The organism is Pseudoleptotrichia goodfellowii (assembly GCF_007990505.1).
Taxonomy (GTDB): Bacteria; Fusobacteriota; Fusobacteriia; order Fusobacteriales; family Leptotrichiaceae; genus Pseudoleptotrichia; species Pseudoleptotrichia goodfellowii.
In genome coordinates this window covers 1,674,943-1,689,567 of the sequence record NZ_AP019822.1, presented here as the reverse complement: position 1 = coordinate 1,689,567, position 14,625 = coordinate 1,674,943, and the positions used below count along the sequence as shown (strand labels likewise).

Here is a 14,625-nt window from a genome sequence, read left to right as displayed (position 1 = left end):
GTGGGAAAATATGAATAATAGCGAAGAAAAAAAATTGAACAAAAAAAACCGTTCAGTATTGTTTGTGGCGAGAGAACTATTGTTCTTAAAAGTGGGAGAAAGAATTGCTCCTGTGACAGAATATTCTGAAAAATACGGAATTTCGGTAGGGTTAATTCAAAGGGCTTTTGTTCTTTTACAGAATGAAGGAGCAATTAAGCTTGATAAAAGAGGGGTATTAGGTTCATTTGTCAAAGAAATCAACAATGAAATACTTTTGGAAAAAAGTGATTTAGGATTTTTAGTGGGAGTAATGCCGTTACCTTATTCCAAAAGATACGAAGGTCTTGCAACAGGTATAAAAAATAATTTCCAGAATTATAATCTGAATTATTATTTTGCTTATATGAGCGGCTCGGGAGTGAGATTGAGTCTTTTAAGGAAAGGTATATATGACTTTGCAGTTGTTTCAAGACTTGCTTATGAAATAGAAAGAGAAAGAAACGGAGATATCGAATCGGTATTTGAATTCGGGGCAAATAGTTATGTTTCAAAACATGTACTTTTAAAAGCACCGGGAGTAAAAAAGATAGTTAAAATCGGAGTAGATAGAAATTCTGAAGATCAGGAGTTTTTAACTAAAGAATTTCTTGGAGATTCAAATTATGAATTTGTGGAAATTGATTATAATGAAACATTAAAATTGCTTGAAAATAAAATTGTAGACGGAATCATTTGGAATTATGATGAAATCGAAGAAAAAAGTATCAAAATGGAATACGAAGAACTGCCTGAAAGCAGAATTCTCAAAAAAGCTAATGAAGCTGTGCTGGTAATCAGCAGAAGAAATGATAATTTGAGAAAATTGTCAAGAAAAATTATAGATGTAGATTATATAAGAGAAATACAGCAAAAAGTTCTTACAAATCAGATATTGCCGACATATTAATAATCGGCTTCAAAAAATTATAATGTAAATTATAATTTTTTGTTTAAATTTTCAAAAAAATGAATATTGTAAAATGAAGAAAATCAGGAGTTCGATAGATGGAAAAATTAAAGTTCAGATTGGATATACTTAAAAATTCCGAGGTGATAGATGAGGAAATCTATAATAAAGTGATTTCTTTAATAGAGCATCTGGATAAAAAATGGAAAATTACTTTAACTGAAGAAAACGGAGCAATGTTTGTAACACATTTATCAATGGCTCTAAAAAGGATAAAGCAGAATGAAAATGTAAATAATATCGATAAAACAGTGTTTGAAGAAGTTCTGGTTTCGGATAAACTGGATAAAATAGAAAAAATATATGAAGATATTGAAAAAAATATTTTTATTGAAAAATTACCTGAAGAAGAGAAAAAATACATTTTGGTAAATTTATTGTTATTGGAAGAGAATAAATAAACAGAAAGGAGTATTATGAAAATAGTTGTAGGCGGACAGATAGATAAAGAAAATGTAAACAATTTGCTGAAAAAATATATACCCGAGTCGGAAATAACTGTAAAAAGTGATATTGATGCCGCAATGGATGTAAAAGTCGGAAATGCTGATTATTATTTCGGTGCATGTAATACCGGAGGCGGAGGTGCTTTGGCAATGGCAATCGCAATAATAGGAGCGGATAAATGTGCAACTTTGGCTATGCCCGGAAATATTTTAGATGAGGAAAAAATAAAAGAAGAAGTAAATTCGGGAAAAATCGCTTTCGGATTTACACCGCAGGCTGCAGAACAGGTTATAAGAATAGTTGCAGAATATATAAAATAACAGAATATTTTAAGATAAAGGAGGAACAGCAATGGAGAAATTTTTGATTAGTGCGTTATTAAGCGGATTTGCGTCGATATTGGCAAATTTGGGAGTAGCAGTATTTAATGACGGATTAAGACCTATGGTGCCTGAATTTTTAGAAGGAAGAATGGACAGAAAAGCTCTGGCGGCAACAAGTTTCGCATTGTCATTCGGACTTGTAATAGGATTCGGTATACCTTTTTCTATAGGATCGACTATTATACTGATACATAGTATATTACTCGGAACGGACATAATAGGAACTTCAACTCCTAGAAACAATGTAGGATTGGCACTCTCAGGAATAATAGGAGCTTTATACGGAGTAGGACTGGTATACGGACTTGAAATAGTCATAAATATATTCCAAAAGATGCCGATTGATTTTTTGCCGAGTCTTGCTAAGGTAGGAGCACCTATAATTGTGGGATTTGCAGTGTTTCCTGCACTTGTTGTGGGATACCAGTACGGAACGAAAAAAGGTGCATTTACATTGATAGCTACTTTACTTGTAAGACAGATCATAGCTGTGTTCGGTAAAATACCCGTTGCGGAAAAAATAAGCATTACTTTGAATCCGGACGGAATGGCTTTACTTGTGAGTGTTGTTATAATGCTTATTTTTGCTATATTTGATAAAGAAACAGAAAAAACCAATTCCAATGAAATGCTTGTAGGAATATTTTCTGCAAGGGTTGCAAGAGTAAAGAAAAATATAATTCCCCTTTCAATAATGGGAGGATTGATAGCTGCTGCATGCAGTTTGAGAGTTGTTGCAGGGGATCCTATATCTTTAAAACTGTTGGCATCAACTTTGAAAGATACCGCAGGCGGAGATGCCAAAAACTTTGAAGCAGGACTGGTTGCCCTTGCAAGAAGTATAGGATTTGTTCCTTTGGTAGCTACTACTGCAATTACGACAGGAGTATACGGACCTGCAGGAATGACTCTGGTATTTGTAGTGGGAATTTTTGTTAAAAATCCGATTATCTCTTTTGTTTTAGGAGCGGCTATTCTGGCTGTGGAAATATTATTACTGGAATTAATAGCAAAAAGTCTTGACAGATTTCCAGGAGTTAAGGCGTGTGGAGATCAGATAAGAACAGCTATGACAAAGGTCCTTGAAGTTTCGCTGCTTGTAGGAGGAATGATTGCAGCAAATGAAATGGCGGGATCAAACGGATTAGGATTTTTATTTGTGAGCGGATTTTATCTTTTAAATAAAACTTCTAAAAAACCTTTGGTAGATATGGCAGTAGGACCTGTGGCTACTATTCTGTTCGGAATAATACTGAATATATTGTATCTGCTTCATTTATATGTAATACCTGTTGCAGCAAAATAAAAGAAACGGAGAGAAAAAATGTCATTAAAAAATGGATATACTTTGATGCACGAACATATTTTTATAGATTTATCGGGAATAAAAAAGTTGGATGATTGCAGACTAGACTGTAAGAATGAAACAATAGAGGAATTTAAGGAACTTTACAAAAACGGTGTTCGGAATGTAGTCGAAGTAACAAATATAGGAATAGGAAGAGATATAAGTTACATACAGGAAGTTTCCGAAAAGTCGGGTATAAATGTCATCTGTGCAACGGGATTTTATAAAGAGCCTTTTTACCCCGAGTTTGTTTACGAAAAAAATGAAAAAGAACTTTCAGAAATAATGAAAAAAGATATTCTCGAAGGTATAAACAGTACGGGGAAAAAAGCGGGAATAATAGGAGAGATCGGGTCAAGCAAAGAAATAATAACGGAAACTGAATTGAAAGTTTTTAAAGCTGCGATAATTGCTCATTTGGAAACAGGAGTTCCTATTACCACTCATACATCCTTAGGAACAATGGGTCACGAACAGGTAAAGCTCTTTAAAGAATATAAAGTCGATTTGAATAAAATTGTAATAGGACATGTGGATTTGACAGGAAATGTAGAATATATTCTGGAAATGCTGTATAACGGAGTGTATGTGGAATTTGACACAATAGGAAAGAATAACTATTTAGCTGATGATATACGTGTAGAAATGCTGAAAGAAATAGAAAAAAGGGATTTGATTGACAGAGTGTTTTTATCCCTTGATATTACGAGAAAATCCAATATGAAATACAACGGAGGAATAGGATATAATTATATTTTTGATGTTTTTATTCCGAAGTTGAAAGAAGCAGGAATAAAAGACGATTCGATTGAAAAAATGCTGAAAAGTAATCCTGAAAGATTTTTTAAATAAGGCGGGTAAGTGTTATGAGAAAAATATTATTAATCATTTTGTTTATGTTGAGTTTTAATGTTTTTTCTGAAAACATTGAAAATTTAAATAAAATAGATGAAGTTACAAAAAAATATATGGAAAATGAAACTATACCGGGATCGGTAGTATTAGTTTCCAAAAATGGAAAAATCGTTTATTTGAAAGCTTTTGGTTATGCACAATTATTTGATAGAGATAAGAAAATGGAAAAACCTTTATTAATGAATGAAAATACAATCTTTGATTTAGCTTCACTAACAAAAGTAATGGGAACAACACAGGCCATTATGAAATTATGTTCTGAAAAGAAAATAAATGTAGAAGATAAGGTAAGCAAGTATGTTAAAGGTTTTGAAAAAAACGGAAAAGAAAATATAAAAATAAAAGATTTGTTAACTCATACATCAGGATTGACACCTTGGCAGCCTATTTACTATCATTCGAAAAATCCTAAAGAAACATTGGAATATATAAAAAATATGAAACTTGAATATAAAACAGGAACTGAAAGAAAATACAGTGATTTTTCGTTTATAATACTGGGGTTTATAGTTGAAAAAGTAACAGGACAAAAGTTAGATGATTACCTTGAAAAAAATATTTATTTGCCTTTAGGAATGAAAAATACAAAATTTAATCCTAAGAAAAAAGGAATAACAAAAAATATAGCTGCAACATCAAACGGAAATCCTTTTGAAGAAAGAATGATAAAAGATGATAATTTCGGTTATAAAGTAAATGAAAGATTTGAAGAATTCAAAAATTGGAGAATGTATACTTTAGTAGGCGAAGTAAATGATGGAAATTCCTTTTATGCCAATAAAGGGGTTGCAGGACACGCAGGTTTATTTTCTAATGTGAAAGATTTATATATTTTGGGAGAAGTATTGCTAAATGGTGGTATTTATAAAGGTAAAAGAATTTATTCGAAGGAAGTTATAGATATGTTTACAAGTGTTCAAAGTTCTTTTGGACATGGATATGGTTGGGAAATAAACAGAGGAGGAGGAGAAAGCGGTTATATGGGAAGGTTTTCCGATGAATATTTTGTAGGACATACGGGCTTTACAGGAACTCATATTGTTTATGATATGAAAAATAAAATGCAGATAATAATACTGACAAATAAACAAAATTATGGTGTAGATAAGGACACAAAATATAAATCTACATGGTCTTATGCAAGAGAAATAATGAATATAGTAGGCGAAACCTTTAAAGAAAATTAGAAATAAACGGAGAAATAAAATGAAAACATACCCTTTAAAATCAATTTCGATTAGTGAAGCACAGGAAAAGCAATTCAGACTTGTGGATATTATCACGCGAAATATGTCAGGAGAAGAGTTTCTGGAATTAGGAGATTTGGGAGTAAAAAAAGGAACAAACAGACCGCTGAAAACTGAAAAAGTCGAAAAAATTATAGCCGAGTTCTTCAATGCTGAAGATTGTATGTTCACAAGAGGAGCAGGAACTCAGGCAATAAGATGGGGAATTTTGGCAGGAATCGTGCCAAATGAGAAAATTTTGGTACATGATGCCCCTGTTTACCCGACTACTGAAGTAAATCTGAAAAGTATGAATCTGAAAATTATAAAATATGATTTTAACGATTTGAGTAAAATTTCCGAAGTTTTGAAAGATGAAGAACTGAAATTCTGTCTTTTGCAACATACAAGACAAAAGCCTGACGACAGTTATGATTTGGCAGAAGTAATAAAAAAAATTAAGGAAATAAGAAAAGATATAGTAATATTGACAGATGATAATTATGCCGCTATGAAAGTGGATAAAATAGGGTGTGAAGTTGGAGCAGAAATGTCCGCATTTTCGGTATTTAAATTGCTCGGTCCTGTAGGAATAGGCTGCTTAGTCGGTAAAAAAGAATTTGTTGAAAAAGTGAAAAAACTTAATTATTCCGGCGGAGGACAAGTTCAGGGATACGAAGCAATGGAAGTATTAAGAGGACTTGTCTATGCCCCTGTGAGTTTGGCAATACAGGCACAGGAGAATGAAAAATCGGTAGAAAGACTGAACAACAAGAAAAAATATCCGTACATAAAAGAAGCATTTTTGGCAAATGCCCAATCGAAAGTATTGTTGGTAGAATTTGAGGAAAATGTAGCTGAAAAAATAATAGAAGCAGCTCAAACATTAGGGGCTTTACCGAATCCTGTAGGGGCTGAATCAAAATATGAAATTCCTCCTTTATTTTACAAAGTTTCGGGAACATTTTTAAAAACAGATCCGACTTTGAAAGAAAGAATGATAAGAATAAATCCCAACAGAAGCGGAGCCGAAACGATAATAAGAATATTGGAAAAAGCATACGAAAAGGTAACAAAGGAGTGATACAACTTGTTTTTGGATACATTAAAAAGAAGAAATGAAAAGCTTATAAATACAGCATTTCAGTTTCATCAAAAGGGATATGTTATGCCTGACAGTTATATAATCGATGTAGATACATTTTCGGATAATGCAAAAAAGATACTTAAAGAAGCTGAGAAGCATAATATAAAACTGTATTATATGACAAAGCAGATAGGGAGAAATCCCTATTTAGCAAAAAAACTTGAAGAAATAGGCTACTCGGGAGCAGTAGTAGTTGATTTTAAAGAAGCCGAACTGTTTATAAATCATAATTTGAAAATAGGAAATGTCGGACATTTGGTACAAATACCGAAAAATATGATTGAAAAAGTTGTTAAAAGTAGTCCCGAGATTATAACGGTGTATTCTTATGACAAAGCGAAAGAAATATCCGAAGTAGCTTTAAAGTCGGGAAAGATTCAAGATATTATGCTGAAAGTTACTGACAGCAATTCTAAAATATATCCCGGGCAGGAAGCAGGATTTGAAAGTAAGGATATAGAAAAAAAAATTGAGAAAATAATGAATTTAAAAGGTGCAAATATAAACGGATTGACTTCTTTTCCGTGTTTTTTATACGATAAAGAAACTTTAAGTATAAAACCTACTGAAAATGCAAAAACAATAATGGAAGTAAAGAAAATTTTTAATGAAAAATTCGGTAAAGAAATTGCTCAAATTAATATGCCTTCGGTAACTTCTATAGAAAACATTAAATTAATATCCCAATTAGGAGGTACTCACGGAGAGCCGGGACATTCATTGACGGGAACGATACCAATAGCAGGAGATAAAGACATAGAAGAAATACCGGCATATGTATACGTTTCCGAAATTTCTCATAATTTTAGAGAAAAAGGGTATTTTTACGGTGGCGGGCATTATCGTCGTTCAAATATAAGAAAGGCTTTGGTAGGAACTGATTGTAACGCATGTTATGAAACCAAAGTAAATAAAATGGAACCTGAAAATATTGATTACTATATGGAAATGAAAAAAGAAGGAAATATAGGCGATACTGTTTTGAGTTGTTTCAGAGCTCAAATGTTTGTAACAAGATCGACGGTTGTTTTAGTTGAAGGAATTCAGAAAGGAAAGCCTGAAATAGTAGGGAAATACACGTCATTGGGAGAACAGATAAAAGATTAAAATAGAACAGAGGTAGAAAAAATGGAGCAGGGAAGATTTATAGTTATTGTACTGGACAGTTACGGAGTAGGCTATATGGACGATGTTTTGGAAGTGAGACCGAGAGATTACGGAGCAAATACTTGTAAACATATAATAGACAAGGTTTCCGATTTGAAACTTGAAAATCTTGAAAGATTAGGCTTGATGAATGCTTTGGGCGAAGATTATGGCAAAATGAAAATGAATCCCAAGGCAGTGTTCGGAAGAGCAAAACTTATGCATCACGGAGGAGATACATTTTTGGGACATCAGGAAATAATGGGAACACGGCCTGTAAAACCGCTCATAGCCCCCTTCAGTTATTATATTGACAGGGTTTTTGACGAGTTGACAAAAGAAGGATACAAAGTCGAAAAGGTGGGTAAAGAAGTTAAGTATTTATGGGTAAATGATTGTGTAGCTGTAGGAGATAATCTGGAAACCGATCTTGGACAGGTGTACAATGTAACAACTACTTTTCAGAAGATTTCTTTTGAAGAAGAACTGAAAATAGCTCAAATCGTAAGAAAAATAGTAGAAGTCGAAAGAGTAATAGTGTTCGGAGGAACAGAGGCTACAATAGAAAGTATAAAGGCTGCTGCCGAAGAAAAAGAAGGGAAATATATAGGAATAAATGCTCCTAAATCTAAAGTTTATGAAAAAGGATATATGGTAAGACATTTAGGATATGGAATAGATCCTGAAACTCAGGTTCCGACAATACTGGGAAAAGCAGGAATACCTGTAGTACTGGTAGGAAAAGTAGCGGATATTGTTTTTAACGAACAGGGAAAAAGTTTCATAAATCTTGTAGACACTTCAAAAATATTTGATATTACTCTTTCTGAAATAGATAAGATGAAAAAAGGCTTTATAGCTGTGAATATTCAGGAAACGGACCTTGCAGGACATGCTGAAAATGCTGAAAGATATGCACAGATACTACAAATAAGTGATAAATATATCGGTAAAATCATCGAAAAACTGAATGAAAAGGACATACTTGTAATTACTGCCGATCATGGAAATGACCCGACAATAGGGCATTCGCAACATACAAGAGAAAATGTACCGATACTGATTTATAAAAAAAGATTGGAAGGAATAAATATAGGTCATAGAGAGACAATGTCCGATATCGGAGCAACGGTCGCGGATTACTTTAAAGTCGAAATGCCTGAAAACGGGAAGAGCTTTTTGGGTATTCTTGAATAAATACAAGTCTATCGGGAAAATAACATCATAATAAAATATAGAGCTTATATGTCAATAGATTAAATGAAAATATAGTAAATAATGGAAAGAAATGTATTATGAAAATTCAGAAATTCAATAAGTTCTGTTCTGCTAAATTAAAACTGAATAATAGAAACAAAGGAACTTTCTTTAAAAATAGAAATAATATCTGTTTTGAAAGTTCCTTTTAGTTTGTAATTTACGTTTAGATTCCTAAAATAGAAATCTTTTGTCTGTTATGCTCTCTTTTTTCAGCTTCATCAATCAGAGCGACTGCAAAATCCGCATAACTTATATAACTTTCTCCTTTATCATTTAAAGTAAATTCGTCTCCCCTCAATAAATATTTTCCTGTTCTTTTCCCTTTTTCGTCAAAATTTTTGGGAGGACAGACATAAGTCCATAAAATATCATTTCTTTTAAGAAGTTCGTTAAAACTTTCTGATTTAGCAGCTGCTAGAGGTCTATATTTTTCAGGATAATCAGAAGTTTGATATAACTGAACTTTATGTTCTTTATCAACAAATAAACTTCCTGTTCCTCCAACAATCAGTAAGTAGATGTTCTTTCCTGATAATATGTCGCTTAAATATTTCAATGACTTTGTATAATCGGATAATGTTTCAGGTGTCCAAAATGCGGCAGCATTGATTACAGCATCAAAATTTGATAAATCGGACATTTTCAGGTCGAATAAATCTTTTTGAATTATTTTGTTTGCCTCGCTTTGATTTTCATTCCGAACTATCACTGTTACATCGTGCTTTTTGTTAAGAGCCTCTTTTACGATTTGTTTTCCTACTTTTCCGTTTGCTCCTATAATTGCTATTTTCATAATAATCTCTTTTTCTTTAGTTATATAGATAAATTATATATTATGGAACTTTAGATGTAAAGTAAGCACTTTTTTGTTCTATAGTTACCAAATTGATACTGATAAATATAATTGTTTATAATCTGAAAAATATAGTATAATAAAAAAGAAAGGAAGGATAGTAATGAAATTGAATAAAAATAAATTACCGAATTGTTATGTGGAAACCACTTTAACGTTAATTTCAAATAAATGGAAAGTGCTGATTATAAAGGAATTATTTGAAGGAATAAAAAGATTTGGGGAACTGAAAAAATCTTTGAATAATATTTCCCATAAAGTTTTAACATATAATCTGAGAGAAATGGAAGAGGACAGATTAATAATGAGAAAAGTTTATCCCGAAATTCCTCCAAAAGTAGAATATATGTTAACGGATACAGGAAAAAGTCTATATATTATTTTGGGAGAAATGAGAAAATGGGGAAAAGAATACACTGAAAAAATTATAATAAAAAAGGGCGATGAAAAATAATTTTCATAAGCCCTTAAAATTTCCAAAAAGTTTAAAAAAATTACAGAGACTAATTAATAACTACAAATTTTTTAAGCAAAAATAAGAATTAGTATCAAGAACCTAAATGTTTTTAATATACTTAACATATTTTTCAGCACTTTGAGCAACTTTTTCATCACTCATATCATGAACTGTTCCGAATAAAGAAAAATAAGGTAAAAATTCAGCTCCGACATGTATTGTACTTGCTTTGAAAGGTGATAAAATCTCATTTACAGGCAAAGTATAAGACTCTTCCAAGCTGCCTGCAGAAATTGCAAGTCCGATTTTCCTATTTTTCAGTTTATCTCCTTCAGGTCCGTAAGCCCAGTTAAAAGTCCAAACATCATCAAACCATTTTTTCAGTAACGGTGGACAACTGCACCAGTACACAGGAAACTGTAAAATAATATTGTCATACTCTTCTATTAATTTATGTTCTTTTTCAACATCAATATTCCAATCAGGATATTCTTTGTAAAGTTCGTGGACTTTGATTTCATCAGGATATTTTTCCAATTCTTCTTTCCATTTTTTGTTAATTCTTGAATTTTCAATATCCGGATGAGCTAAAATAACTAATGTTTTCATTTCTATCATTCCTTTCAAACTTTTATTTTCCTAAAACGGAAATTCTCTGTTTATTATGATTTCCTTTTTCTATTTCATCAATCATAGCAACGGCATAATCTGCATAACTTATATAGCTTTCACCTTTGTCATTTACAGCAAATACTTCTCCTGCCAAAATATAATCTCCTGTTTTTGCACCTTCGGCATCAAATTCTCCTGCAGGACTGATATAAGTCCAGTTTACGTCATTTCTTTTTCTGAGTGCATCCAATGCGATTTTCATACTTGTTGCCACAGGAATGTATTCTTTCGGGAAATCAGGAGTTTCAGCTATTGTAGTAGTTAAAGTGTTGTCAGTGTATAAACTTCCCGCTCCTCCTACGATTAATAAACGTGTTTTTGCTCCTGAAAGCAAATCAGCTAAAAATTCAGTCGCTTTTTTGTGTTCATCGGTAATTTCGTCAGACCATATTGCGATCGCTGAAATAACAGCATCAAAATCTTTTATATCTTCTTTAGTCAAATCATACAAATTTTTCTGAATAAAATTTTCAGACCCTGATTTATTTTCCCCTCTCGCTATTGCCGTAACATCAAATCCTCTTTCTCTTCCTTCTTTTACAATTAATTTTCCTGCTTGTCCGTTTGCCCCTATAACTGCTATTTTCATAATTACCTCCAATAATTTTTATTTTTGATTGTATATGGAGTATATATCATAAAGTTTCAAATGTAAAGTAAGCACTTTTCAGTATTATAGTTACCGATAGGGAACTAATGCCGAAAATACTCATACATAAAAGATATAAAAATTTTTATTTACAAATTTTCCAAATGTAGTATAATAAAAAGGTGCAATAAGAAAGTTAGTATAAAAAAGAAACTGTAAAATTTTAAATCTGAGGAAAGGAAAAGTATGAAAATAAATAAAAAAGAATTGCCCGCCTGTCCTGTGGAAACTACACTATTACTTATTTCAAATAAGTGGAAAATCTTAATTATAAGAGATTTATCCGACGGGACGAAAAGGTTCGGGGAATTGAAAAAATCTATAAACAACATATCACAAAAAGTTCTGACGTCCAATTTGAGAGAAATGGAAGAAAATGGTTTATTGACAAGAAAAATATATCCCGAAGTACCGCCGAGAGTAGAATATACACTTACGGAAATAGGAGAAAGTTTAAATCCTATATTGGAAGAAATGGATAAATGGGGAACAGGTTATAAAGAAAAAATACAATCCGGTATTTAATAAAACTGTATCAAAAGTTACACTTTTTCATTACAATATATGGTAAAATCATAATAAATAAAAACTTTCACAATCAAATAATTTTATTATAAAGTTATTTGGATAAAAACAAAAAAGGCGGTGTATTAAATGGGAAAAGATATGAAAGATCACTTGGATATAGATCTTGCAATGATTGAGAAAATGACTGAGATAAAAAGAGATTACATTGAGGGAAAAACAGATTACGAAACAACAAAAGCACTTATAAAACAGAATTTTACAAGGATAACTCCTGCGGAATTTGCTTATTCCGAGCAGAAAATAAAAGACTTGGGATTTGACGATAATACTGTTCACGATAAAATGAACGATGTTTTAGGGCTTTTTGATGATATAATTGTAAGAGAAACGGCTGATTTACCTGAAGGACATCCTATAAATACCTATCTTATGGAAAATTTTGTCGTAAAAGGTCTTATCGCCGAAATGAAAGAAGAAGCTGAAAAGAAATTTATAAAAAACAGATGGCTTGAATTATACGATGAACTTTATAAATTCAATATTCATCTTTCGAGAAAGCAGCATCAGCTATTTTCCATGCTTGAAAGAAAAGGATTTGACAGACCTTCGAGAATAATGTGGAGCTTTGATAATGCAGTCAGAGACAGCATCAGCAAAGCGAGAAAACTCTTAAATGAAGATAAAATAGACGAGTTTATGGAACATCAGAAACTGGTATGGGAACTGACTCTCGATATAATGAACAAAGAAGAAGAAGTTCTTTATCCGACGTCTCTTAAAATGATTACCGAAGAGGAATTTAGAGGAATGAGACCGGGAGACGATGAGATAGGTTATTGTCTGATAGATAAGCCTGAAGGATTCTATCCCGAAATAAAAGAAGAGCCCCGAATTCCTGAAAATACAGAGATTCCTTCGGGGAATCAAAGTCAGGCAGGATTTATGAATGACTTGGCAAGTCTGCTTTCAAAATATAATATGGGAAATGAAGCAAAAAAAGAAAATGAAGTTTTTGACGTAAAGCAGGGAAAACTCACATTGGAGCAGATAAATCTGATTTACAAACATATGCCTGTAGATTTGTCTTTTGTTGATGAAAATGAAATTGTAAAATTTTATACAGATACGAAACACAGGGTATTTCCGAGAAGTGCCGGAGTTATAGGAAGAGATGTGAAAAACTGCCATCCGAGAGAAAGTGTTTCAACAGTTATGCAGATAATAGACGCTTTCAGAAAAGGAGAGCAGGAAGAAGCTGAGTTTTGGCTTGAAACAAACGGGAAATTCATATATATCACTTATACAGCGGTAAGGGATGAAAACGGTAAATTTAAAGGAGTTCTCGAGATGATGCAGGATGTTACAAGAATAAGAAGCCTGACAGGAGAAAGAAGACTTCTTATGTGGGAAAATTCTGCTAAAAACAGTGAAGGAAAAGAAGAAGAAAGCAAAAGTGAATATGGTCTTAATGAAAATTCGGTAATCGGAGATATAATAGATAAATACCCGTATATAAAAGAATTTATGCCTACACTTGCTCCTGAATATACTAAACTTCTTGATCCTGTTCAGTATATGATTATGTCTAAAGTAGCGACTCTTGATATGATTGCTGAAAGAGGAGGATTTACAGTACCTGAATTAATCGGCAAAATAGAAGAAAGAATAAAAAGAGAAGAAAATAAAACCGAAGATATTTCAGGTGAAAGTGCTTACGGGCTTACAAGTGATTCGATAATAGGAAATATTATAGACAAGTATCCGTATATAAAGGAATTTATGCCGACATTATCACCTGTGTACAACAGACTTCTTAATCCTGTTCAGTATATGATCATGTCCAAAGTGGCTACACTTGATATGATTGCTGCAAGAGGGGGATTTGAAGTTGCCGATTTGATTAAGAAAATAGAGGATAAAATAAAAGAAGAAGAAAATAAATAAATTTGATAGGGACTGATTGACAGGAACTGACTAGTCTTTGCCTGAATTTTGGAACGGAGGTAAAATGAAAATATATACAAAATACGGAGATAAAGGATTTACAAGATTATATGGCGGTGATCGTGTGAGTAAAACTCATGTTCGTGTGGAAGCATATGGAACATTGGACGAATTATCGGCTTTGTTGGGATCGACTATTGCAAAACTCGAAAATTATAAAGAAATGTCGGATATAAGGGAAGAGTGCGAAAATATTCAACAGCAATTGTTTGATTGCGGAAGTGATTTGGCTACACCGAGAGAATTAAGACCTTACAAGCAGACAGAAGAAGACGTAAAATGGCTTGAAGAGAGAATGGATCAGTATATTCCCCTATTACCTAAATTACAGTGCTTTGTTATACCCGGAGGAAGTAAAATAGCGGCAGAATTTCACATATTAAGAACTGTAGCGAGAAGACTTGAGCGACGTATAATAGCAGTAATCGAGGCTGATGAAGCCGTGAATGAAGCAGGACTCAGATATATAAACAGACTTTCGGATTATTTCTTTGTAATTTCATGCCTTATAAATCTTCGTTTAGGAAAACCCGAAACGATTTATAAAAGAAGTGCGAAAGTTTTCAGAGATACTAAATAAAAGTTTTTTAAAAATATATTCC

The 14,625-nt window shown here is 32.4% G+C and carries 16 protein-coding genes; 13 read left to right on the top strand and 3 right to left on the bottom strand.

Features of this window, described 5'->3' with window-relative positions; all coding sequences use genetic code 11:
- Nucleotides 1-10: 10 nt before the first annotated feature.
- The 9 genes from yhfZ (at nucleotide 11) to FVE72_RS08225 (ending at nucleotide 8,797) form a co-directional block, all read left to right on the top strand.
- Nucleotides 11-928 (top strand): GntR family transcriptional regulator YhfZ, encoded by a 918-nt coding sequence (yhfZ, locus tag FVE72_RS08265; RefSeq protein ID WP_051411773.1) that lies wholly within the window; start codon nucleotides 11-13, stop codon nucleotides 926-928.
- A gap of 98 nt (nucleotides 929-1,026) precedes the next feature.
- Complete coding sequence (locus FVE72_RS08260; protein ID WP_026737972.1) at nucleotides 1,027-1,389, top strand: PRD domain-containing protein; 363 nt, start codon at nucleotides 1,027-1,029, stop codon at nucleotides 1,387-1,389.
- A gap of 15 nt (nucleotides 1,390-1,404) precedes the next feature.
- The gene (locus FVE72_RS08255) at nucleotides 1,405-1,755 is read left to right on the top strand and encodes a DUF2620 domain-containing protein (protein ID WP_197734914.1); all 351 of its coding nucleotides are present in this window, start codon (nucleotides 1,405-1,407) and stop codon (nucleotides 1,753-1,755) included.
- A gap of 31 nt (nucleotides 1,756-1,786) precedes the next feature.
- Nucleotides 1,787-3,124, top strand: coding sequence for a YhfT family protein (locus FVE72_RS08250; RefSeq protein ID WP_026737970.1), 1,338 nt, complete (start codon nucleotides 1,787-1,789; stop codon nucleotides 3,122-3,124).
- 18 nt (nucleotides 3,125-3,142) lie between these two features.
- Complete coding sequence (locus tag FVE72_RS08245) at nucleotides 3,143-4,018, top strand: phosphotriesterase family protein (protein ID WP_026737969.1); 876 nt, start codon at nucleotides 3,143-3,145, stop codon at nucleotides 4,016-4,018.
- A 14-nt stretch (nucleotides 4,019-4,032) separates the two neighbouring features.
- The gene (locus FVE72_RS08240; RefSeq protein WP_026737968.1) at nucleotides 4,033-5,268 is read left to right on the top strand and encodes a serine hydrolase; all 1,236 of its coding nucleotides are present in this window, start codon (nucleotides 4,033-4,035) and stop codon (nucleotides 5,266-5,268) included.
- 19 nt (nucleotides 5,269-5,287) lie between these two features.
- Nucleotides 5,288-6,391, top strand: coding sequence for an aminotransferase class V-fold PLP-dependent enzyme (locus FVE72_RS08235; protein WP_026737967.1), 1,104 nt, complete (start codon nucleotides 5,288-5,290; stop codon nucleotides 6,389-6,391).
- Between the two features lie 6 nt (nucleotides 6,392-6,397).
- Nucleotides 6,398-7,561 (top strand): YhfX family PLP-dependent enzyme, encoded by a 1,164-nt coding sequence (locus FVE72_RS08230; RefSeq protein ID WP_026737966.1) that lies wholly within the window; start codon nucleotides 6,398-6,400, stop codon nucleotides 7,559-7,561.
- Nucleotides 7,562-7,582: 21 nt separating this feature from the next.
- A complete protein-coding gene (locus FVE72_RS08225; protein ID WP_026737965.1) occupies nucleotides 7,583-8,797 on the top strand; it encodes a phosphopentomutase in 1,215 nt (404 codons plus the stop codon).
- A gap of 226 nt (nucleotides 8,798-9,023) precedes the next feature.
- Here the strand turns inward: FVE72_RS08225 and FVE72_RS08220 are convergent, their stop codons facing one another.
- Nucleotides 9,024-9,653 (bottom strand): NAD(P)-dependent oxidoreductase, encoded by a 630-nt coding sequence (locus FVE72_RS08220; protein WP_026737964.1) that lies wholly within the window; start codon nucleotides 9,651-9,653, stop codon nucleotides 9,024-9,026.
- A 163-nt stretch (nucleotides 9,654-9,816) separates the two neighbouring features.
- Here FVE72_RS08220 and FVE72_RS08215 point away from each other — a divergent pair, with 163 nt between their 5' ends.
- A complete protein-coding gene (locus tag FVE72_RS08215) occupies nucleotides 9,817-10,167 on the top strand; it encodes a winged helix-turn-helix transcriptional regulator (RefSeq protein WP_146966535.1) in 351 nt (116 codons plus the stop codon).
- 102 nt (nucleotides 10,168-10,269) lie between these two features.
- Here FVE72_RS08215 and FVE72_RS08210 read toward each other — a convergent pair whose 3' ends face one another.
- Nucleotides 10,270-10,779, bottom strand: coding sequence for an NAD(P)H-dependent oxidoreductase (locus FVE72_RS08210; RefSeq protein ID WP_026737962.1), 510 nt, complete (start codon nucleotides 10,777-10,779; stop codon nucleotides 10,270-10,272).
- A 22-nt stretch (nucleotides 10,780-10,801) separates the two neighbouring features.
- Complete coding sequence (locus FVE72_RS08205; protein WP_026737961.1) at nucleotides 10,802-11,431, bottom strand: NAD(P)-dependent oxidoreductase; 630 nt, start codon at nucleotides 11,429-11,431, stop codon at nucleotides 10,802-10,804.
- A 252-nt stretch (nucleotides 11,432-11,683) separates the two neighbouring features.
- Between FVE72_RS08205 and FVE72_RS08200 the strand changes: the two genes are divergently transcribed.
- From FVE72_RS08200 to FVE72_RS08190, 3 genes are all read left to right on the top strand, one after another.
- Nucleotides 11,684-12,016: a winged helix-turn-helix transcriptional regulator gene (locus tag FVE72_RS08200; protein WP_026737960.1), complete on the top strand. Its 333-nt coding sequence runs from the start codon at nucleotides 11,684-11,686 to the stop codon at nucleotides 12,014-12,016.
- 129 nt (nucleotides 12,017-12,145) lie between these two features.
- Nucleotides 12,146-13,963 (top strand): PAS domain-containing protein, encoded by a 1,818-nt coding sequence (locus tag FVE72_RS08195; RefSeq protein WP_026737959.1) that lies wholly within the window; start codon nucleotides 12,146-12,148, stop codon nucleotides 13,961-13,963.
- A gap of 64 nt (nucleotides 13,964-14,027) precedes the next feature.
- Nucleotides 14,028-14,603: a cob(I)yrinic acid a,c-diamide adenosyltransferase gene (locus tag FVE72_RS08190; protein WP_026737958.1), complete on the top strand. Its 576-nt coding sequence runs from the start codon at nucleotides 14,028-14,030 to the stop codon at nucleotides 14,601-14,603.
- The last annotated feature ends 22 nt before the right edge of the window (nucleotides 14,604-14,625 follow it).

Coding starts and splice junctions, on each gene's coding strand:
- FVE72_RS08240 (WP_026737968.1), top strand. CDS start 4,033: ATGAGAAAAATATTATTAATCATTTTGTTTATGTTGAGTTTTAATGTT.
- FVE72_RS08225 (WP_026737965.1), top strand. CDS start 7,583: ATGGAGCAGGGAAGATTTATAGTTATTGTACTGGACAGTTACGGAGTA.
- FVE72_RS08205 (WP_026737961.1), bottom strand. CDS start 11,431: ATGAAAATAGCAGTTATAGGGGCAAACGGACAAGCAGGAAAATTAATT.
- FVE72_RS08220 (WP_026737964.1), bottom strand. CDS start 9,653: ATGAAAATAGCAATTATAGGAGCAAACGGAAAAGTAGGAAAACAAATC.
- FVE72_RS08190 (WP_026737958.1), top strand. CDS start 14,028: ATGAAAATATATACAAAATACGGAGATAAAGGATTTACAAGATTATAT.
- FVE72_RS08235 (WP_026737967.1), top strand. CDS start 5,288: ATGAAAACATACCCTTTAAAATCAATTTCGATTAGTGAAGCACAGGAA.
- yhfZ (WP_051411773.1), top strand. CDS start 11: ATGAATAATAGCGAAGAAAAAAAATTGAACAAAAAAAACCGTTCAGTA.
- FVE72_RS08245 (WP_026737969.1), top strand. CDS start 3,143: ATGTCATTAAAAAATGGATATACTTTGATGCACGAACATATTTTTATA.
- FVE72_RS08195 (WP_026737959.1), top strand. CDS start 12,146: ATGGGAAAAGATATGAAAGATCACTTGGATATAGATCTTGCAATGATT.
- FVE72_RS08260 (WP_026737972.1), top strand. CDS start 1,027: ATGGAAAAATTAAAGTTCAGATTGGATATACTTAAAAATTCCGAGGTG.
- FVE72_RS08255 (WP_197734914.1), top strand. CDS start 1,405: ATGAAAATAGTTGTAGGCGGACAGATAGATAAAGAAAATGTAAACAAT.
- FVE72_RS08215 (WP_146966535.1), top strand. CDS start 9,817: ATGAAATTGAATAAAAATAAATTACCGAATTGTTATGTGGAAACCACT.
- FVE72_RS08210 (WP_026737962.1), bottom strand. CDS start 10,779: ATGAAAACATTAGTTATTTTAGCTCATCCGGATATTGAAAATTCAAGA.
- FVE72_RS08250 (WP_026737970.1), top strand. CDS start 1,787: ATGGAGAAATTTTTGATTAGTGCGTTATTAAGCGGATTTGCGTCGATA.